This window comes from Vreelandella neptunia, from assembly GCF_000712975.1.
GTDB classification, from domain to species: domain Bacteria; phylum Pseudomonadota; class Gammaproteobacteria; order Pseudomonadales; family Halomonadaceae; genus Vreelandella; species Vreelandella qaidamensis.
The window spans coordinates 117,876-136,469 of the sequence record NZ_JHQL01000004.1 but is presented as its reverse complement, the minus strand read 5'-3'; the positions used below and the strand labels follow the sequence as shown (position 1 = coordinate 136,469).

At 50.4% G+C, this 18,594-nt stretch carries 21 protein-coding genes; 14 read left to right on the top strand and 7 right to left on the bottom strand.

Annotated elements, in window-relative coordinates:
• Positions 1-55: 55 nt before the first annotated feature.
• Positions 56-685: a hypothetical protein gene (locus CR46_RS0112740; protein ID WP_030073470.1), complete on the top strand. Its 630-nt coding sequence runs from the start codon at positions 56-58 to the stop codon at positions 683-685.
• Between the two features lie 17 nt (positions 686-702).
• Here the strand turns inward: CR46_RS0112740 and CR46_RS0112735 are convergent, their stop codons facing one another.
• Positions 703-1,635 carry a glycerophosphodiester phosphodiesterase gene (locus CR46_RS0112735; protein WP_030073468.1) on the bottom strand — a complete coding sequence of 311 codons (933 nt, stop codon included), beginning with the start codon at positions 1,633-1,635 and terminating at the stop codon, positions 703-705.
• 354 nt (positions 1,636-1,989) lie between these two features.
• On the opposite strand from CR46_RS0112735, the gene CR46_RS0112730 reads away from it, so the two are divergent.
• Together CR46_RS0112730 and CR46_RS0112725 are read left to right on the top strand one after the other, a co-directional pair.
• Positions 1,990-2,379, top strand: coding sequence for a VOC family protein (locus CR46_RS0112730; protein ID WP_030073467.1), 390 nt, complete (start codon positions 1,990-1,992; stop codon positions 2,377-2,379).
• Positions 2,380-2,485: 106 nt separating this feature from the next.
• Complete coding sequence (locus CR46_RS0112725; protein WP_030073466.1) at positions 2,486-3,115, top strand: SDR family oxidoreductase; 630 nt, start codon at positions 2,486-2,488, stop codon at positions 3,113-3,115.
• A gap of 105 nt (positions 3,116-3,220) precedes the next feature.
• Here the strand turns inward: CR46_RS0112725 and CR46_RS0112720 are convergent, their stop codons facing one another.
• Entirely contained in the window at positions 3,221-4,090 is an 870-nt protein-coding gene (locus CR46_RS0112720) for a LysR family transcriptional regulator (protein WP_030073465.1), read from the bottom strand.
• A gap of 147 nt (positions 4,091-4,237) precedes the next feature.
• On the opposite strand from CR46_RS0112720, the gene CR46_RS0112715 reads away from it, so the two are divergent.
• Both CR46_RS0112715 and CR46_RS0112710 read left to right on the top strand, forming a co-directional pair.
• Complete coding sequence (locus tag CR46_RS0112715; protein WP_030073464.1) at positions 4,238-5,443, top strand: YbfB/YjiJ family MFS transporter; 1,206 nt, start codon at positions 4,238-4,240, stop codon at positions 5,441-5,443.
• A complete protein-coding gene (locus CR46_RS0112710) occupies positions 5,443-6,045 on the top strand; it encodes a glutathione S-transferase N-terminal domain-containing protein (RefSeq protein WP_030073462.1) in 603 nt (200 codons plus the stop codon). Before CR46_RS0112715 ends, CR46_RS0112710 begins: the two co-directional genes overlap by 1 nt.
• A 153-nt stretch (positions 6,046-6,198) precedes the next feature.
• Here the strand turns inward: CR46_RS0112710 and CR46_RS0112705 are convergent, their stop codons facing one another.
• Complete coding sequence (locus CR46_RS0112705; protein ID WP_030073460.1) at positions 6,199-7,092, bottom strand: LysR family transcriptional regulator; 894 nt, start codon at positions 7,090-7,092, stop codon at positions 6,199-6,201.
• Between the two features lie 139 nt (positions 7,093-7,231).
• Between CR46_RS0112705 and trpB the strand changes: the two genes are divergently transcribed.
• From trpB to CR46_RS0112670, 7 genes are all read left to right on the top strand, one after another.
• A complete protein-coding gene (gene trpB / locus CR46_RS0112700) occupies positions 7,232-8,449 on the top strand; it encodes a tryptophan synthase subunit beta (protein WP_030073459.1) in 1,218 nt (405 codons plus the stop codon).
• A 20-nt stretch (positions 8,450-8,469) separates the two neighbouring features.
• Positions 8,470-9,309 (top strand): tryptophan synthase subunit alpha, encoded by an 840-nt coding sequence (trpA, locus tag CR46_RS0112695; RefSeq protein WP_035536717.1) that lies wholly within the window; start codon positions 8,470-8,472, stop codon positions 9,307-9,309.
• Positions 9,310-9,586: 277 nt separating this feature from the next.
• Positions 9,587-9,907 carry a hypothetical protein gene (locus CR46_RS0112690; RefSeq protein ID WP_030073454.1) on the top strand — a complete coding sequence of 107 codons (321 nt, stop codon included), beginning with the start codon at positions 9,587-9,589 and terminating at the stop codon, positions 9,905-9,907.
• An 80-nt stretch (positions 9,908-9,987) separates the two neighbouring features.
• Positions 9,988-10,452, top strand: coding sequence for a YpsA SLOG family protein (locus CR46_RS0112685; RefSeq protein ID WP_030073453.1), 465 nt, complete (start codon positions 9,988-9,990; stop codon positions 10,450-10,452).
• A gap of 115 nt (positions 10,453-10,567) precedes the next feature.
• On the top strand, positions 10,568-11,470 hold the full coding sequence (locus tag CR46_RS0112680; RefSeq protein WP_030073450.1) for a dihydrodipicolinate synthase family protein: 903 nt from the start codon (positions 10,568-10,570) through the stop codon (positions 11,468-11,470).
• 556 nt (positions 11,471-12,026) lie between these two features.
• On the top strand, positions 12,027-12,389 hold the full coding sequence (locus CR46_RS0112675) for a hypothetical protein (RefSeq protein ID WP_030073448.1): 363 nt from the start codon (positions 12,027-12,029) through the stop codon (positions 12,387-12,389).
• 633 nt (positions 12,390-13,022) lie between these two features.
• The gene (locus CR46_RS0112670; RefSeq protein WP_030073446.1) at positions 13,023-13,724 is read left to right on the top strand and encodes a response regulator transcription factor; all 702 of its coding nucleotides are present in this window, start codon (positions 13,023-13,025) and stop codon (positions 13,722-13,724) included.
• Here the strand turns inward: CR46_RS0112670 and CR46_RS0112665 are convergent.
• Complete coding sequence (locus CR46_RS0112665) at positions 13,715-14,104, bottom strand: Hpt domain-containing protein (RefSeq protein ID WP_198023729.1); 390 nt, start codon at positions 14,102-14,104, stop codon at positions 13,715-13,717. The two genes, CR46_RS0112670 and CR46_RS0112665, sit on opposite strands and share 10 nt — an antisense overlap.
• A 549-nt stretch (positions 14,105-14,653) precedes the next feature.
• Here CR46_RS0112665 and CR46_RS0112660 point away from each other — a divergent pair.
• Positions 14,654-15,517, top strand: a complete 864-nt coding sequence (locus CR46_RS0112660) for a response regulator transcription factor (RefSeq protein WP_030073442.1) — start codon at positions 14,654-14,656, stop codon at positions 15,515-15,517.
• 210 nt (positions 15,518-15,727) lie between these two features.
• The gene (locus CR46_RS0112655; RefSeq protein ID WP_030073440.1) at positions 15,728-16,057 is read left to right on the top strand and encodes a hypothetical protein; all 330 of its coding nucleotides are present in this window, start codon (positions 15,728-15,730) and stop codon (positions 16,055-16,057) included.
• Positions 16,058-16,219: 162 nt separating this feature from the next.
• Here the strand turns inward: CR46_RS0112655 and CR46_RS0112650 are convergent, their stop codons facing one another.
• From CR46_RS0112650 to CR46_RS0112640, 3 genes are all read right to left on the bottom strand, one after another.
• Positions 16,220-16,981, bottom strand: coding sequence for a SapC family protein (locus CR46_RS0112650; RefSeq protein ID WP_198023728.1), 762 nt, complete (start codon positions 16,979-16,981; stop codon positions 16,220-16,222).
• Positions 16,982-17,063: 82 nt separating this feature from the next.
• Complete coding sequence (locus CR46_RS17985; RefSeq protein WP_198023727.1) at positions 17,064-17,630, bottom strand: peptidoglycan-binding domain-containing protein; 567 nt, start codon at positions 17,628-17,630, stop codon at positions 17,064-17,066.
• 194 nt (positions 17,631-17,824) lie between these two features.
• Positions 17,825-18,418, bottom strand: a complete 594-nt coding sequence (locus CR46_RS0112640; protein ID WP_030073434.1) for a peptidoglycan-binding domain-containing protein — start codon at positions 18,416-18,418, stop codon at positions 17,825-17,827.
• Positions 18,419-18,594: the final 176 nt, after the last annotated feature.

Genomic DNA, 18,594 nt, shown 5'->3' with positions numbered 1-18,594 from the left:
ATCTATACTGGTGGGATATCAAGATGAGTGCCGATAACAATAAAAGGAGCTATGGATGAACCTTCAGCGCGCTTATTACCTGCTAGCGGCTTTTTACAGCTTACTTCCACTTATCGGGCTAATCGCCATTTTTTCAGGAGGGGGCACACCGTTTGCTGCAGCCCACCTTATAGTGGGGGCACTGGCTGTAATAGGGCTGTGGGGTTACATATTAAAACGTGGGTTTATGAACCCTCGCATGTGGCAACCATTAGCGTTAGTACTGGCTGTTATGGCCGTAGGGCAGCTGTTGGTAATTTTTACCATGCCGGTGTCAAATGTCGCTTTAACCTGGATGTTAACAAGCAGTATCTTCTCAGTCATGCTGGTCATTGTGCTATTCCATTACGGCAAGCGTGATCAGCCCCTATGGGCAACACCTCAAGAAGCGGATGCAGCGCAGCAGCTTACAGTCTTGCTCGATAGCGCTTCGCCTCTGTCTGCTGTTCATTGCGAAGGAGAGCAAGAAAATAGTGTTAATGTCACTAAAATAGGCGATCACTATCATGCCAAGGTGATACGCCGAGGCAGAAATGGTCAAGAGACATTTGAACGCCGCTTTCAGCATCCTGAAACGCTGGTGTTTTTTTTAGAAAAATTCGCCAGCGTTTCAGTTCAGGATTTTAGACAACCGGCTACGTCGTAAATGAGCCCATACGTGGGTTATAAAATATCAAGAAGACGGTCAGCGTAATCGGTAAACAAACCGTTGACGCCCCAGTCTTGCAAACGCTTCATCTCATCAGTTTCATTGATGGTGTAAACGTGCACGGGAAGGCCGTTTTCTTGAGCTTGGCGAATAAAACTCGCATTAATAACGTCTTCGCCGTTATACGTCACGTTAGTGCCAATACCCACCGCGTACTCTGCAATAGCTTGAAAGTCTTCATCAGTAATCTCTGCTGGCCCTGGGGTAACGCCTGTCCACTCCACTAAACGATCATTATCTTCTTCGCTAGGCGAGTACCACACTAACTGAATGAGCGGGACACGTTCATTTAGCTCACGTACTTTTAGCAGACTATCTTGTTCAAACGATTGCACTAGCACACGGCCATTTTCAATCATTTCGTGCTTTTCAAGCGTCTCAACCAGGGCTTCTTCTAATCCTGGGTTTAACTGGGGAGATTTAGTCTCAATGTAGTAACGCGCATCGTGACCAAAGCGCTCAAATAGCGCTTCGAGGGTAAGTATTTGTGCACCTTCAAAGGCCGCATCAGCTTTTTCAGCATTGGCTTCGTTGAACCACGTACCGGTGTCCAGTGCCATGAGTTCTTCTAGCGTGTAATCATTAATTTTGCCTTCGCCGTCACTTGTGCGATCGATAGCATCATCGTGAAAGATCACTAACTCGCCATCGGAGGTGAGCTGAACATCCAGCTCTAAGTAATCCACACCCCACTCATGGGCTAGCTCATAGGCTGCCATGGTGCTTTCCGGCGCATGGCCGCTGGCACCGCGATGGGCAATCACCTGAAACGATTCCAGATCCTTTAGCTGTTGCTCTAGCGGTGTTGTCTCTGCGGTAGCAGTGGACGCAGCAGCACCAGCAAAAAGACCCAATGACACGGCAGCAATCAGTGGATGACGTTGCATAGAAATTCCTTAATTGAATGATTGTTCAATTATCCTACAGCTCTCGCCACGCAAATATCAAATGGGTAGCCCTTACTACAAAACAGCACGCTTTGATAAGTGGCTATGTCATTTAACGCTTATCGCCGTGCAACATCCGCTATTCTTAAATAAACGCTTTCATCGCCTACTCGGCAATAGCCCTGACTCTAGGCGAGCTAGAAGCGTGGCTTTGCGATGTGAGAGTAGGGACCGGAGGGCTATTTATTTTCTCACTGGTCACCCCGTGATCGGAGCTTATCTGACTTAAGTAAATAAAGGACGTAGATAAAATAAGCAGATAAACAGGGAGATTGACGATAAGAGGTAGCCACAATGATTGCTTACACAATGGTGGGAACGCATAACCTCGAGCGTGCACTTCATTTTTATGCGCCGTTGTTCAGCACGATGGAGCTAGATGTGTGCTGGCAAGACGATGCCTGTGTGTCGTTTGGAGACCCGGATGATGTCGATGTGCCGAGGTTCTTTGTGGGTTTACCCTTTAATGGTTATCCAGCTAGCGCTGGCAATGGCAGCATGACAGCGTTTCACTTTGCTGACCCTAAAGAGGTCGATACGCTCTATCAGTTAGCCATTCACAATGGCGGCAGCGACGAAGGTGCACCTGGTTATCGACCGCAATATGGCGCAGGATTTTATTCAGCTTACGTGCGAGACCCAGACGGCAACAAGCTAGCGTTTGTCGTCTATCCTCATCGGTAGGCGCTAAAGTCAATGCAACATCAACAAGCAACGCCTTAGTAAAGGTTGAATTCAACAAAAATGCCTGCAACTAAAGGATAGAGGACACTCAAAAGGAGAAATAGGCATGACGACGCTAGTCATTGGTGCAAACGGCCAGATAGGTAAACAGTTTTGCGAGCTGGCGCAGCAGGCAGGCACGCCTGTCAAAGCGATGATCCGAAGCGAAGAGCAAGCATCATGGTTTAACGAGCGTGGCATTGACAGTGTTGTCGCCGATTTGGAAGGTGAATTTGAACATGCCTTTGAAGGTTGCGACCAAGTTGTCTTTACTGCGGGGTCTGGTCCTCACACCGGGCCAGATAAAACGTTGATGATTGATCTTTTTGGTGCCATTCGCGCTGCGGATGTGGCCAGTCAAAAAGGTCTCTCTCGCTATATTATGGTTAGTGCCATGAGAGCAGAAAACCCGTTGGAAGCACCGGAAAAGCTGCGTCCTTATATGGCTGCTAAATTCGCTGCCGATGCGCATTTACGCAACAGCGATCTCCCTCATGTGATCCTTAAACCAGGACGCTTGACCGACGAAACAGCCAGCCGCCAGTTTGCTAGCTCAGTGGATGAAGCGGGCGATAACCAAATCTCACGGGCTAACGTCGCGCATGCGCTGCTGCATGTGGTGCAAACGGCGAGCATTATTAATCAGGAATACACATTGCTGGATGGCAAACGCTCAATTGAGGAAATCGTTCAGTAACCTCGTCTTGAAAAGGCCCCGATGACTCCCGCCGATATTGGCTATGGTTGCACGGGGCGCGTACTTGATTGCTCAAAAGACATGAGATGAAGAGTGAGGGCGAGTCTATAGCCCAGCTTCCTGATGTAGCGTATCAACAAAGCGCGCTAATGCGGGTGACCAAGAGGCGGGTTCTGGTGTCACAAAATAGGTATCGATATTGGCAATGGCGGAGGGCAGTTCCATCGTGTGAATGCCGAAGCGGTGCCGGTGGGCTTCAATAGTAATACGTGGCAACACGGTGTAACCCATCCCAGCCGCGACGCAGCCAAGCATGGCATCTAGCGTGCCAAATTCAAAAACACGCACCGCATTAATTCCCTGAGATGCCAGCAGCAATTCAATACGTTGGCGATAGCTACATCCCTGGCGAAATGCTAAAAACGTAGCTGTCAGCAGCTCTTCAGCGCTGGGTACACTGGTCATAGGGGTTGAGCTTACCAGTACAAGTTGTTCGCTAAACACCTTGAGCGAATGGTAGCGATGATGGTCGACAGCGCCTGCCACAAAAATGCCATCCGCCTGACCGACCATAAGTTTCTCGATCAAGCTGGCGGTGGGGCCTGTCGCCAGCGTTATATCCACTTCTGGAAAGTTGGCATGATAGGCCGCCAGTATTGGGGGAAGACGCAGCGCCATGGTAGTTTCCATCGATCCTAAGCGCAGCTGGCCAGCTGCGTTCTCTGCATTTTGAAATAGCGCTAACGCTTCGTCATGTACCGCTAACAACCGTTCGGCGTAACCCAGTAATGCCCGCCCGGCAGAGGTAAGGCGCACGCCACCAGCGCGATGAACCAGCTGCGCGCCTAACTCTTCCTCCAGCTTTTTGATATGCGTGGTCACGTTAGATTGCACCGTGTGTAATTGCTTCGCAGCGGCCATAAAACTGCCTGTCTCTGCCACCGCCTTAAACAGCCGCAACGATTTCAATTGCATTCCCATCTCCCCCAAGCTTCTGCTATCTCTAAATAAGATAGCTATTATCATTATAAATCGTTTCTAAAGAATTGTTGGTGTGAGTAGGCTACTAGCAAATACGCCCGACGCCACACTTTCCACACAGCGATTCAGTAAGGACACGATATGATCAACAGCAAAGATTTGCCTGCTCTGGTGACCGGCGTAATGGCTACCTTGGCAGGCATCGGCATTGCCCGCTTTGCCTACACACCGCTATTACCGGCGCTGATTCAAGAGGGGTGGTTTACCGCCAGCCAAGGGGCTTACCTGGGGGCTGCCAATCTTCTTGGTTACTTTATCGGTGCATTGATTGCTCACTCCTTGAGTGAACGCTTTCCTGTTCGCGCGGTGATGGGAGCATGTTTCGTGGCGATCGCGCTAAGCTTTTTTCTATGTGCGGGGGCTGGCATTTTTAGTTGGTTCTTCTTTTGGCGATTAGTCTCAGGTATGGCTGGCGCTATTCTGATGGTGGTTGGCCCATCGATGGCTCTATCGGCAACGCCCCCGGAAAGACGAGCCGGTGTCGGTGCCCTGGTTTTCACTGGCATTGGGCTCGGTGCGCTGCTTTCAGCATCGGTAGTACCTATGCTGCTGGAGTTCAGCCTAACCGCTACTTGGGGCGCGCTTGGCCTGCTATGCATCGTGGCGGGGTTGGTAGGTGACCGCGGTGTTACTCGGGTTTCCTTACCGCCGGTGACAGGTAACGAAGGGGCGGCGAGCCAGAACGGGTATGCAGCGGTAAACGTCGCCGTGCTATTGGTGATCGGTGCGTATGCCCTGGACGCCATCGGGTTTGTTCCCCATACCGTATTTTGGGTGGACTATCTCGCCCGAGAAAATGCCTTAGGGCATCAAGCAGCGTCTCTTCAGTGGGGGATTTTCGGCTTGGGCGCTGTGTGCGGGCCACTGGTAGTAGGAGCGTTAGCGCGAAAAGTGGGCTGGCATCGTGGTTTAACCCTCGCGTTTTTAGCCAAGGCGGCCGCTGTATCTCTGCCTGTCTTTTCGCTCGCGCTGCTTAGCCAGTCAGTTTCATCGTTCGTGGTGGGCGCGATGATCCCTGGCATTGTGGCGCTAACGTCTGGTCGACTTGCTGAGTTAGTTGGCCCAGGAGCCCACAAAAAACTCTGGGGGCAAGCGACGGCTGCTTTCGCTGCGGCTCAGGCGTTTTCTGGTTACGTGATGTCTGGGCTATATGTGGCGTGGGGTACGTACTTGCCGCTATTTTTGATTAGCAGTGTAGTGTTGATAGGTGGCTTTGTACTGGTGCTGCTTAGTCGTGGTGTGGAGCAGCGCCACGTTCCTTTTTTAGGCCAAAAACGGAGACAGTAATGCAACTCTTCCTGAACGCCACGTCACCCTATGCGCGCCTCGCGCGGATTATATTGCTGGAAAAAGGTCTGGCAGGTGACGTTACCTTGCGCTGGTGCGACCCTTGGGCAGATGACCAAGCGTTGCTGGACGTTAATCCCGCTGGGCGAATTCCTGCGCTAGTGACAAACGATGGTACGACGCTGAGCGAATCGATGCTGATCGCTGTTTATCTTGATAGCATCAGCCCCAGCGTGCCGATGATGCCCCCATCACGCTTGGCTGATGTAATGCACCTAGCGGGGCTTGGCCAAAACCTTATGGACGCCGCTTTCACCACGGTGATTGCTAGAAAACACCATGGCCCTGAGATTGATCAAAGTGAGCTTGGGCGCAGGCGCCAACGGGCGATGCAACGCATCATTGAGCAACTTGGCAGCGAGCTAAACGAAAGTCAACTGACGCCGTCGATGACTCTTGGTGAAATCGCTATCGCTGTAGCGCTAGATTATTTGGCCTTCAGGCTGCCAGAAGTGAACTGGAAGGAAGAGCACCCAGCGTTACGGAAATGGCATGGCGTAGTGATTGCCAGAGATAGTTTTCAGCAAACAGCCTTTGTGTAGCCGCCCCCGCGGGTGCGCTGACGCTTACGCCGCGCTACGACATATTAAAATTCAATGGCTTGGGTTCTGTAGCGCGGCGTAACGAATCTTGTGAGGGACGAGCAAATGAGGCACCCGCGAATGGAGGCGTAGCCTCCCAGCAAGGCGCCGGTCTCACCCTTTAAGCGCCTGCTTAAACCACTCTGCCAGTGGCTCGCTGCGGCGAAGGTTGGCGTGTTTAGGTAGCAGCAGGCAGAGCTGCGCGGACGTTTCGATACTGCCCCATGGGGCAATCAGCCGCCCGCTGCTCAACTCACCCTCTACTAACAGTGTTGGCGCGATGGCGATCCCTAAACCGGCCACGGCTGCTTCAATCAAATAATAAAGATGAGCAAAGCTTTGGCCCTGCTGAAGAGCGTCCTTCAATGCACCTTGCTCCAACCCTTTAGCACTGGCCCACTGCGGCCACGCCTGGGGCCGTGAAGCGGTTACCAACAGCGTGTTGGCAAACAGCGATTCCGGTTTGGTAGGGTCGATGTGTGCTGCCAGCGCCGGGCTTGCCACTGCACAAATCTGTTCGGACATCAGTGATATAACCTCTATATCGGCAGGCCAGGGCGGCTCCGTAAACGCCAAGGTAGCGCTGGCATCAGTAGGCTTACCGGGTTGCTCAGTATCACTCACCACCACCTGTAGTTTTAGCTCAGGTAGGTCACGGTGAAGGCGATCTAGCCGAGGTATTAGCCAGCGTGCTAACAGGCTGCCTGGGCAGGCCAGGGTAAAGGATGCTTCTTCCACCTCATGCTTGAGCGCTGCGCAACTGTCACGTAGGCGGCTGAATGCTTCGCCCACGCCGCTCTGCAACTGCTCACCGTGATGCGTCAGTACCAACCCGCGGCCAGCTTTAGCAAAGAGCGCCACACCAAAATGTTCATCCAGGCTTTTTAACTGGCGACTAACCGCGCCATGAGTAACGTTTAGCTCATCAGCGGCGGCGGTCACGCTGCCCAAACGGGCGGTGGCTTCAAAAGCGCGCAGGGCGCTAAGCGGCGGCATGCTGTTCTGCATGGCGTATCCAGTAATGTTGAAAATGACTTAACAGTTGACTAAAACTCACCTATTGATGACATCTTATCGATTTTTATCCCCGCCTGCCTGCGCTACCTTCAGTTCATTGCCAATTTCCAACGTGTACTCAGAGGTCGTGATGAACCAATTCGTGAATCTGCCCGATGCCAACGGGCTATTTGGCAGCTTCGGCGGCCGCTTTGTCGCTGAAACACTCATGCCGCTCATTCTAGAGCTGCAAGACGAATACGCCGCCGCGAAAAAAGACCCCGAGTTCCAACGCCAGCTCGCCTATTTTCAAGGGGACTATGTGGGGCGGCCAAGCCCGCTTTATTTCGCTGAACGTCTGACCGAGCATTTCGGCGGGGCGAGTATTTACCTTAAGCGTGAAGAGTTAAACCACACCGGCGCACATAAGATTAACAACTGCATCGGCCAAGTGCTCTTAGCCAAGCAGATGGGCAAAAAACGCATTATTGCCGAGACCGGCGCTGGTATGCACGGGGTGGCCACCGCCACGGTAGCCGCGCGCTTTGGCTTGCCTTGCGTTATCTATATGGGCGCAACCGACATCGAACGTCAGCAGCCCAATGTTTTTCGTATGAAACTGTTGGGGGCAGAAATCGTGCCGGTCACATCAGGCACCGGCACCCTGAAAGACGCCATGAACGAAGCGCTGCGCGACTGGGTAACCAATGTCGACGACACCTTCTACATTATTGGCACCGTGGCTGGGCCGCACCCGTACCCCGCCATGGTGCGCGACTTCCAAGCGGTGATTGGCCATGAAACCCGCAGTCAAATGCTTGAAAAGCAGGGCCGCTTGCCGGATTCACTGGTCGCTTGTGTCGGCGGTGGTTCTAACGCCATGGGGCTGTTCTATCCCTTCATCAACGATCCAGATGTGAAGATGATTGGCGTAGAGGCCGGCGGAAAAGGGGTTAAAAGCGGCCTGCATGCAGCCAGCCTGAATGGCGGCACGCCAGGGGTGCTGCACGGCAACCGCACCTACCTGCTGCAGAATGAAGATGGCCAGATTATTGATGCCCACTCAATTTCAGCGGGGTTGGATTATCCCGGCATTGGCCCAGAGCACGCATGGCTTCATGAGCAGGGGCGGGTAGAGTACGTCTCCGCCACCGACGACGAAGCGCTGGAAGCCTTTCAGGTCTGCTGCCGCCAAGAAGGCATTATTCCTGCCCTTGAAACCGCACACGCCCTGGCCGAAGTCGCCAAGCGTGCGCCAACGTTGCCACGCGAGCACCTAATGGTGATTAACCTAAGCGGTCGTGGCGATAAGGACATGATGAGCGTGGCCCATCACCTGGGCGACAAATTCGGCGTTAAACACCTATGAGCGCGCACAAGGAGCCAGCTATGAACCACTCTTCTCGCCTTGAGCACTGCTTTGCGGCGCTCAAACAGCAAAATCGCCCAGCGCTGGTCAGCTACCTGACGGCAGGCGACCCAGATGCTGAGACTTCGCGCCGCTTGCTACATGGGTTGCCAGAAGCCGGTGTAGACATCATCGAACTTGGTATGCCGTTCAGTGACCCGATGGCCGATGGGCCCGCCATTCAAAAAGCCGCGCTGCGTGCACTTGAAGGCGGCCAAACGCAAGCCAAGACGCTAGACATGGTGCGCCGTTTCCGCGAACAAAATGGCACCACGCCTATCGTGCTGATGGGCTACTACAACCCGATTTACTGTTATGGCGTTGAGCGCTTTCTAGCGGATGCCGCCCGTGCAGGGGTAGATGGCCTGATTGTGGTGGATTTACCCCCCGAGCACGATGAAGAACTCTGCCAGCCAGCGGTGCAACACGGCATTGATTTTATTCGCTTAGCAACCCCGACCACGGATGCTAAACGGCTGCCCAAAGTGTTGAGTAACGCTTCTGGATTTATCTATTACGTCTCCGTTGCGGGGGTTACCGGTGGCAGTGCACCCACGCCAGCGCGGTTGGAAAGCGCAGTTGAGCAACTGCGCGAGCACACCGAGCTACCCATTGCCGTTGGTTTTGGCATTCGTACCGCCGAGCAAGCAGCCACCATTGGCCGCTTTAGCGATGCAGTGGTGGTCGGCTCTGCGCTGGTTGACTGTATTGAGCATGCCAACACGCCTGACGACGCCGTTGAACGCGTGCATGGTTTAGTCAAAGAGTTTGCTGAGAGTATCAGGGCATGTCGCACAGCGAGTGAGCCACAAGTCTGTTGATACAAGCAGATTGATACAGGCAGAGTAAAAAGAACGATACGTTAAGAGAGCAGGCCAGCAGCGCCTGCTCTTCATCAGCTACTCTTCATCAGCTATTCTTCATCAACTACTCTTCACCAACTACCGACACCTCACCATTAGAACTTTTCTCTTTTGTTTGTAAATAATGTTCATTTTTCAATGCTTGTGGCTACTTACTACCGCAGGCATTATCAGCGCTCGCGGCTGTCTGCTAAAAGCGGCAACTACAAGGATTTCATCACCCCGAGGGAAACGAATGGGAAAGCTCTTTTCACTGATCTTACTGCTGGCTCTTGGCTATGCGGGTATCTATTTCTATTACGGCGTCGTTGTAAAACAAGAAGTGCAGCATCAGTTAGATGCCCGCGGCCTATCGTCGTTGAGCGTTGATAAGGTTGAGTATGGCCTGCTTGCACCGATTACCACCTCTGCAGACCTCAGCGTAACTGTTAGCTACCGTGGCTCGCAGGCAGCAGTGGACATGGTGGTTTACGGCCACCCGGTATTTTCTGACGACGTCAACGTCGAGTTCGATGGCCTTCAAGCGCTGCGCTTAAGCATTGGCTTTGGTCAGTAGGTTTTAGCCCTTTCACTTTTACTTCCTAATACCGTGTGGCGATGTGTTTGCCACGCGATCAGAGATATATAGCCACTTTTATGTTGACTAAAATTATAAGCGGCGGCCAAACAGGCGCTGATAGGGCGGCACTAGACGCTGCATTAACATTAGACTTCCCCATTGGTGGAACCTGCCCCGTTGGCAGAATGGCCGAAGATGGACCGATCAGTAGCGTCTACTTACTTGAAGAAACTGGCGGTGGATACCGCCAGCGTACTAAGAAAAATGTACAAGATGCGGATGGTACTGCCATCTTCTATGCGTCTTATCTTCAAGGGGGAACAGAGGCCACAGCACTCTTTTGCATTCAGCAATCAAAGCCTTATAAACTGATTGATATAGAGTTGATTGATCCGCTTCACGCAGCAATGCTGCTAGCCGACTTTGTGCATGATCGCCACATTAACGTGCTTAACGTGGCAGGCCCCAGAGCCAGCACTTGTCCGGTAATGTATGCGTACGTAAAGCAAACGATTGAACTGGTTATCAAGCAGTCTCGTTAGGTTACGCTGTTGCTAGGTGAGATCCACACGAACACACAATCCGAAGTCAGCTGCTAGTATCCAGGGGCGTATAAAGCTTTTTAATAGGGCAGACATTTCACAAGGATTCTCCATCATGTTCACTGGCCTGAGCGCGTTTCCGCTAACCCCCATGAACGAGCAAGGTATTCATGAGTATGAGTTCACTCGTTTGGTGGAGCGCTTGGTGGAGGCTAGGGTGGACTCCATCGGCGTGCTGGGCTCGACGGGCAACTACGCTTATTTAAGTGGTGAAGAGCGTGCCCGCGTTGCCAAGCTTTGCGTTGAGCATGCTGCTGACGTACCAGTGGTGGTGGGTATAGGCGCATTACGCACCCGTGATGTACTAACCCATGCAGAAAACGCCCAGCAAGCAGGCGCTAGCGGCGTGCTTCTGGCACCGGTTTCCTATCAAAAGCTCACCGATGATGAGGTGTTTAGCCTTTTCGAGACGGTTTGTCGTTCGCTGAGCGTGCCGCTATGTGTCTATGACAACCCAGGCACTACGCACTTTGAATTTAGCGATGAACTGCATGGGCGCATCGCCCAGCTACCCCAGGTTCACTCGATTAAAATACCCCCTGTACAGAATGACATAGCCGCCGCACAGGCGCGCGTGGCACGGCTGCGTGGGTTAATTCCCAGCGACGTAACCATCGGCATTAGCGGCGACCCAGCCGCCGCCACAGGAATGCTGGCTGGCTGCGATGCCTGGTACTCGGTGATTGGTGGGCTATACCCAGAGACTGCGCTGGCGCTAACCCGTGCCGCCCAAGCGAAAGACGTAAAACAGGCCTGCGCACTGTCCGATGCACTTGAACCGTTATGGGCACTTTATCGTGACTACGGCGGCAGCCTGCGGGTGGCCGCTACCATTGCAGAACTTACCGGCAAAGTAAGCCAGCCTTGTTTGCCCCTGCCGCTTCAAACGCTGCAAGGCGATGCGCGGAAAAGGGTAGCGGCGGTGGTTGAAGAGCTCTCACTGTCAACAGGCTTATAAATACCACACTGTTAGAAGTCTTGGTGATGCCGTTAGCTCAGCGTTACCAACCTTGCCCATGTTTTGCAGATAATTCTGGCGGATTTAGCAGTAGCTAACGGCTCTACAAGCCCTCTGTTCAGCATGAATAGCTCAACCCTTTCATTAAAGAAGGATGCTTCAACAAGCAAATTGCGTTGTACGAGTATGGGCAAGTAAGAACAAGTAAAGTAAACCAAATGTTTTTTTATAGTTTACTTTGATGTTTGAAAAATGGTGATTTCTATTTTTATTTAGCTAATACAAGGTGTTATTAGGGATTTTTTGTCAGTGAAAAGCCGCTAAGTTAATGCTGCTTCAATGAATTAATGCTTTTAAGTGCATGAAGTTGCATTCAGAAAATATTGAAAACACTACTTTTTTATGATCCAGCTAACAACAATGTAAATGATTGTCACAATTGATGGGCTTGGGCTGTACTAGAGGCTGCTGCCAGGTAATCTTAGGACGTGAATTATGATTACTTTTATTGAAGACCAGTTCTTTTTACGTTTAAAAACCAGGGAGTAAAGGTCTGATGCAGGTAGCTCATCACGCGGATAATGCGCACGGCTTAGAGCTTTCTGCTCTATCCACTCTAGAGTCTGCCACGGTATTCCATGCGCGCCACCTCGTCAGTCTTATGGCGAGAGCCGAGCTGATGATTTATGACCTCAACCACCAAGAATCCACACTATTAGACATACATTTGATGCGGATCCGTACGATTGCTAGTGAAGCGGGTATACCCGCTATTCATGATGCAGTAGACCAGCTGATTGCGCAGCTTCCTTACGGTTGTCCGCATGAGACTCAGCGCTGGGTAAGTAAATTACACCACACTATCCTGGACACTTACCTTGCTTCGCAGCATCGGCTGCGCTCCTTAAACTATCATTAAGCGCTTTTAGCTGGTTTATTGCTGTTTCGTGCGCCTTATTATATGGCGTTTCCACTATTTTTCTTCATTTACAGCGAAAAATGTTAATCAATGTCACGTTATCAGTCGGTATTGTCGCATTTAATGTGGTGACTACTTACTATCCAAGTGGTTCGTACATAGAGGGGGCAGCATTGCGCCACGCGATTGTTGATGGCAATCCGCCCTCTCTGGTTCTGGACGGGCATGTGCTGGCAAAGAGTGGTGTTCATGTCCAACACAATTGTTGATTAGGTGGCTTGTTTAACCGACCTAAAACGCTTTTGATCGGTAGAAGGCCGCCGTGGGTTCTTAGTGTTGTAAGGTAAATTTTACTGAGTATAGCGTGTGACATTTTTTTATGACGTGATGAATTTTCTTGTGTCATTTAATAGCTAGGCTCAGTGGCTGATAAAACCAAGCAGTAAAGCTGCAAAACAATAACTTAAGGTGGGCTATTAGCGCGTTTATAGGAAGGTGGTCGGAGCGAGGTTGATTGGCAGGATAAGTTAGTAACGTGTCATATGCGGTAAGTGCCAATAAATGCTAAGTAAATTAAGTATTGTGGTGCTTGTGGCGTAGACTGTTTATACAATCACTGTACAAGGTTTTGCCATGCGTATTGCCGTGCTTGAGGATGATCTTGATCAGCTAGATTTCATTGGTCGTTGTTTGGAGGGGGATCGGCACGATGTAGTGTTAATGCATCGTGCAGGCGAGCTACACCGCCATTTGCAAACGGAACGTTTTGACCTGTTGATTCTCGATTGGCACCTCCCTGATGCCAGCGGGCTAGAGGTAATGGCGCATTTACGCCATGGACACGCATGGCAACAGCCAATTTTGTTTATCACAGCAGCGCCCAGAGAAGATGCAGTGGTCACCGCATTAGAAGCAGGAGCTGACGACTTTTTACACAAACCGCTTCATCCGGCTGAGCTTCGTGCCAGAGTCAATGCTTTGGGACGTCGTACCCCTCATTTACAGAAAACGGCTGATGCGCTGTCGTTAGGTGAGTACCAGCTTTTGCGTGTGCCCCGTGGTGTGGTGGTCGGCGGAGAATCGGTACCACTGACCGAGCGAGAATATCAGCTAGTAAATCTATTTTTCACACATCCTGGTCAATTGTTATCGCGCCATTTTCTACTTGAACTGGTTTGGGGACTACAAGGCGACGTACAGACACGTACACTGGATACACATATCAGTCGGGTAAGGCGAAAGCTTGAGCTAGATGGTAGCTTTGGTTTGCGTTTACATAGTGTTTATCAGTATGGCTATCGACTTGAGGAAGTGCGACTGGCTCATCAGGCATGAAGAGAGCAAATATAACCCTGCTGGACTAGCATTCGTTGCGTTTGTTCTGACAGCAGGGTTAGTTCTTCTATATGTGAGTAAAGCGTTTCCAAACTAGCGCTATGGGCCTGGCGTTCCAGTACGGTGGCAATACCCGCGAGACCAATGCAGCCCATGGTGGAAGCCGCCCCCTTCATCGCGTGGGCTGCTTCGGCAAGGTCGCATCGGTCTTTACGCGCTAAGCTTTGAGACATACGCCTATGCCGTGCGTTTAAGCGCTCTAAAAAACGTTCGATCAGTTCGCGACACATCTCCTCTCCCAGCGTTTCCCTCATAGCGGCCAGTGTGGAAGTATCAAGCAACTCAGTCATGGTAAAAGCCGATAAGGTAGGTGTGTTCATGATAGGGTCTATGGCTAAATCTATGTTCATGTCCCTATTTTTATTTATATCTATATTAATATCTGCAATGGCGCTACTTAGCCTGAAAGGTGTTAATGATTTCCGCATTTTGCCCCCTCCCACCCCTATGTCGTAGCTAGCTGTCGTCAATTACTCTGACTAGACGGCAATATGGCTAAAATTATAGTTTGATAATATAAAGGCTGTAACATAAAAATCATATTTAAATTTTATGTTGCTTTTTTTCATGGCGTAAAAAATTGGCTGATAGACAGTGCTCTTGTGCCATGAGAGCGTTGATACATCATTTTGATACTAAGTTGCTGGTAGGTCATCATTCCTTTTTATAGTTGTGACAATTGTTATGTTTTCGAGGGTATTTGTTTTTGTTTTGTCGGATTAGACTTACAAGGTCAGTGGCACTGTTGGGTAGGCAGGATAAAAATGTGTTAGGACGCCTAGTCAAGCTGGCAGATCTTTAAAAGAAACGTCGCTAATGTGTCAATTGGGCTGTGAGACGACTACCAACGGACGACTTGAGGTGATTACATGGCATATTATGTAGCTGTAACGACTGAACGCGCGGATAAAAAAATCGCTGCCAACGAAAATGCTTTTAGAGGTACTGTTAAAAGTACCGCTGGAAGAGCTACTGATAACATAGTTGATAATATTGTTGATAGTGCTTCTGATAGCACTGTTAACAAGCTAGTTAACGCTACTCCATGTATCAGTCACCGCATTCTTATTGCCGATCCTGATGCTTCTCATCGTGTTTTGATACAAGAAGCATTAGCCGATGAAAACGTTTCGATTCAGATCGCTGATACGCTAGATATGTTGACGCATTACATGATGGAAGGGGCGCCTGATATTGTTATCTTGGATCCAGCATTAGGTAATAGTAATGCATTTGATACATTTGCTAATAATTGCAAAGAGGTACGACCAAGGTTGATGGTGTGTACGGAAGATAAGTCGACTGAAATGCGTGTTCGCTGTGCGGCGGTAGGCAGCGACTACCTGATGTACAAACCTATAGTGAAAGAGGAAATACCACTACTTATTAATAACTTGATAAGTCGTTTCGGTGGCGAAGTACTTGCAGATCAGTGGCAGATTGATAGCTTACGTTGGATTCTCCACACGCCCCAGGGAGAAAAGGTGTCTCTAGTATATCGAGAAGTGATTATTCTTAGTGAGCTTAGCAAGCTTCCAGGTAAGGGCGTCTCTCGTGAGGTACTTATTAGTGCGTTGGGTTTTAATCCTAATGATTATGATGTGCGCCGTTTAGAAAGCTTAGTCCGCCGGCTGAGAAATAAAGTGGAATTTGAAACAAAGCAGGCACTACCAGTCAATACTGTTCATGGCAGTGGCTACGCTTTTACTGCTCCTATCCGCTTCATGCATTGATGTAACAAGTGTGTGGGTGAATAGTTTGGAATAAGCAGATATTAGTTTTGATAAAGCCAGCTAGATTATTAGCAATGGTTGATGGATGTGTGAAGCGCCATTAATTTTAAATTTATCTATATATTGTCTTCTTGCTACCTGATTTTATGGTTAGTTGTCACTTTTGGTGTTTAAGCTAAAGCGCAAAGGTTATAGTGGAGCTGCATTATAATGAAAATGTTAAAGCCATATTTGATGATTAAGGAAGATTCTAATGCAGCTCTTTCATGTGACTATCAGTCTGATGTGTGTCTTCCAGAAGTAAAGAAAAAATTGTTGAAAGCTTCTTATGCAATGTGGGACGAATTAGGAAAGCCGCATCAGTTTTTTTTGTGTTATTTTTTGATTGTAATCAGCAAGCTCTCGGAAGAGGCAGGTGCTCTATGGTTAGCTTGTGATGCAGTTAGAATACTCGATGATTTAGCCAGGTTGGATGCTAACCATACTATGCGTCGTTGTAAAAAGCTGCATAGTAGTATTTTGTTATTTTGCATGGATTAGTTTTTTTTTACTGATTTTCCAGCCCAAGAGAAATCACAATAGCCATTGATAGTATGAAGCAATGGCCCCCCTCTGCAGAAAGGAACCATCGTTAACGCTACGTGGTTTAAGAAGCTATTTTACTGGTGATAAGACTTGTCTTATGGCTTTTCTGTTAAAGCTTTAACTTTCCATTTTTTCTGTCTCTATTGCTGTCTCTGTCTCAGCCAATGGCTCTTCTAAGGCTTGGATCAGCCCGTTGCTGTTCGTTTGGCTGTGTAGGTGTGCAAATATCAACCCTAACAGCCCGTTGCGTGCCCACGCAGCCAACGTGGCATCGTCCAGCGCGTTAAGTCGCGCAACATCGACCATGGCGAAGCCATTTACCGCTACTTCCTTTTTGCCGTCGCGGGTTAAGGTTAACTGGCGCTCTACCAGCACGTCGTGCTCCTTAAGCGGGGCCAGCCAGCGCTCGCTTTGTTCGAGTTCATGATGGAAGTCCAGCAGGAAGGTGCGCGCTTGCTCCACGATGCCTTCTGGCATTGGTTGCCCACCTTCAAACATGGCTAACGCGCCTTCTACCTGCTCGTCAGCGAGGCTAAAATGAGGAGCGGCACGGTCAATCATCACGACAAACTCATTGGCTTTGCCGGTAGCTCCCAATAGAAACGGGTAGCGGCGCAGGTGTGCCGGAATATAACGGCCTTTCCAGCGACCATCGCGGCTAACCAGTGCATTGGTATCACGCCTTAGCCCCATGAGGGCCACTGGGCGCACGTGTTCGCCGGTGGTAAACATCACCGGCATTTCACGGGCGGCTTGTATTATTTCACTGCAGGCTAAGGGCGCCCAACTCACCTGTTGAGCAAACGCATAGCTGTCGACCCCGCGGTAGCAAAGCTGAGCGTGTTGTTGAGTATCAAGCGCTTCCAAAGTCTTAAACATGGCTGGTTTCTCGCTGGTTTGTGTAATTGTTGGTTTGAGTAATCGCTGGTTTGGATAACCATCGTCTTTAAAGGCTAGGCCACTATTCATCAGCGCTATCGCGCGCCAGTAACAGCACAAGCAGCGTATCGGGGTCGGGTAGCCCGGTAACGGTTAGCCCGGCGTTCTCTTGGAAGGTGGTAATAGCTCGCCGTGTACCTGGCCCATAAAGGCCGTCAACGGTGCTGGTGTAATGGCCTAGCGAACTTAGCGCCTGTTGCACTCGGCGCAGCGTTTCTTGGCGCACCGGCACGGAAAGGTCGTTATGGGTGAGGGTGCGGGTATCGGATTCAGCGCGTTCACGCAGCGGCGCTAGGCTGCTTAAGCTTTGTGCTACGGCCGTTTCAAATGCCATCTCAGGGGTTTGCTGGCACACGGTCAATATAAGGTTGGCCATTGCGGTGGTTTCAAGCAACGGCGAGACATCAAAGGTGTCTGGTTGTAGGCGGTTTAAGGCGGTCGCGTAGCCTTCCATCCAGCGCACAAACTGGCGCACATCATCGCTCTGCGAATCAACGGCTGTCATGTAACGTTCGCAGGTAAAGCTACCTGCACCGCGTATCGCGTAGTTGCCTTCCGTGTCGGCCGCCTGCAGGGGCGCTATTAACAACAGTGACCCGGTTAAAAGTGACCCGGTTAATATCGACCTGGTTAAAAAAGACCTAGCGGATAGAGACGTAGCCAAAACGGTGGTTAGCGCGGTTATTTTTGTTCCCAGCATGGTGATATTGACTCCAACTAGCAGAAAAATGAGCCATGTCATATAGGCAGACACGGTTCAATACAGCGGTTCAACAAAGCGAGTTAATAAAACAACGCCATAATAGTGTCGGCGTCTGGCAAGCCGGTGACCGGCAAATCGTTGTCTTGCTGATACTGGCGTAAGGCGTTTTGCATACGCTCATCAAACAGCGCGTCTGGTTCTTCTTCATAATAATTAGCATCCACCAGTGCCTGTTGAATGCGGGCGAGGGTCTCGCTACGAATTGCCACGCTGGCTTCTCCTGATGACAGCTGGGCAATGTCTGATTGCTGGGTAACGCGGCCTGGCATCATAAAGTCATTCAGGCTGACCACGGCCTCTTCTAAGCGGGTTTCTGGGTAGTTGCCACACAGGTTGTAAAGCATCGCCCCAATGCGCGTTGGGCTGAGGATCGGGTAAAGATCGAAGGTGTCGTCAGTGGCTCTGTTGCTGGCGGTGATATGCCCTTGCACCCAAGAAAGGAACTGGTTCAGCTCCGCTGGGTCGTCGGCTTCCACGCTGTTACGAAACTGTTCGCAGCTGAAGCTTCCCGCGCCGCGTACGGCGTAGTTGCCTGCATCATCGGCAGCGTGTACGGCGGTTAGACCGAAAGGCACCATACTGGCGAACGCGAATGCATATAGTGTGTTTTTCATACTTCGTTCCTGTTCACGTTATACGGTTCTAACCCATTGCTATCTTTAACGACGCGCTAAAGCGGCGAGCGGCAATGGTGAGTAATGGTGGTTAATTAGGCGTTTAATGCGCACGCGCGCTAAACGGCTAACCACGAACCTAAGCCTATTAAAAATAAAAGTGACGCTGAAAAAAG

Bases quoted from the DNA above. Each gene is read 5' to 3' on its own strand.
- CR46_RS0112740 (WP_030073470.1), top strand. From the start codon at position 56: ATGAACCTTCAGCGCGCTTATTACCTGCTAGCGGCTTTTTACAGCTTA.
- CR46_RS0112675 (WP_030073448.1), top strand. From the start codon at position 12,027: ATGCAGGTAGCTCATCACGCGGATAATGCGCACGGCTTAGAGCTTTCT.
- CR46_RS0112735 (WP_030073468.1), bottom strand. From the start codon at position 1,635: ATGCAACGTCATCCACTGATTGCTGCCGTGTCATTGGGTCTTTTTGCT.
- CR46_RS0112720 (WP_030073465.1), bottom strand. From the start codon at position 4,090: ATGCAATTGAAATCGTTGCGGCTGTTTAAGGCGGTGGCAGAGACAGGC.
- CR46_RS0112715 (WP_030073464.1), top strand. From the start codon at position 4,238: ATGATCAACAGCAAAGATTTGCCTGCTCTGGTGACCGGCGTAATGGCT.
- CR46_RS0112730 (WP_030073467.1), top strand. From the start codon at position 1,990: ATGATTGCTTACACAATGGTGGGAACGCATAACCTCGAGCGTGCACTT.
- CR46_RS0112690 (WP_030073454.1), top strand. From the start codon at position 9,587: ATGGGAAAGCTCTTTTCACTGATCTTACTGCTGGCTCTTGGCTATGCG.
- CR46_RS0112685 (WP_030073453.1), top strand. From the start codon at position 9,988: ATGTTGACTAAAATTATAAGCGGCGGCCAAACAGGCGCTGATAGGGCG.
- CR46_RS0112650 (WP_198023728.1), bottom strand. From the start codon at position 16,981: ATGTTTAAGACTTTGGAAGCGCTTGATACTCAACAACACGCTCAGCTT.
- CR46_RS0112705 (WP_030073460.1), bottom strand. From the start codon at position 7,092: ATGCAGAACAGCATGCCGCCGCTTAGCGCCCTGCGCGCTTTTGAAGCC.
- CR46_RS0112665 (WP_198023729.1), bottom strand. From the start codon at position 14,104: ATGAACACACCTACCTTATCGGCTTTTACCATGACTGAGTTGCTTGAT.
- trpB (WP_030073459.1), top strand. From the start codon at position 7,232: ATGAACCAATTCGTGAATCTGCCCGATGCCAACGGGCTATTTGGCAGC.
- CR46_RS0112660 (WP_030073442.1), top strand. From the start codon at position 14,654: ATGGCATATTATGTAGCTGTAACGACTGAACGCGCGGATAAAAAAATC.
- CR46_RS0112725 (WP_030073466.1), top strand. From the start codon at position 2,486: ATGACGACGCTAGTCATTGGTGCAAACGGCCAGATAGGTAAACAGTTT.
- CR46_RS0112710 (WP_030073462.1), top strand. From the start codon at position 5,443: ATGCAACTCTTCCTGAACGCCACGTCACCCTATGCGCGCCTCGCGCGG.
- CR46_RS0112655 (WP_030073440.1), top strand. From the start codon at position 15,728: ATGAAAATGTTAAAGCCATATTTGATGATTAAGGAAGATTCTAATGCA.
- CR46_RS0112670 (WP_030073446.1), top strand. From the start codon at position 13,023: ATGCGTATTGCCGTGCTTGAGGATGATCTTGATCAGCTAGATTTCATT.
- CR46_RS0112640 (WP_030073434.1), bottom strand. From the start codon at position 18,418: ATGAAAAACACACTATATGCATTCGCGTTCGCCAGTATGGTGCCTTTC.
- trpA (WP_035536717.1), top strand. From the start codon at position 8,470: ATGAACCACTCTTCTCGCCTTGAGCACTGCTTTGCGGCGCTCAAACAG.
- CR46_RS0112680 (WP_030073450.1), top strand. From the start codon at position 10,568: ATGTTCACTGGCCTGAGCGCGTTTCCGCTAACCCCCATGAACGAGCAA.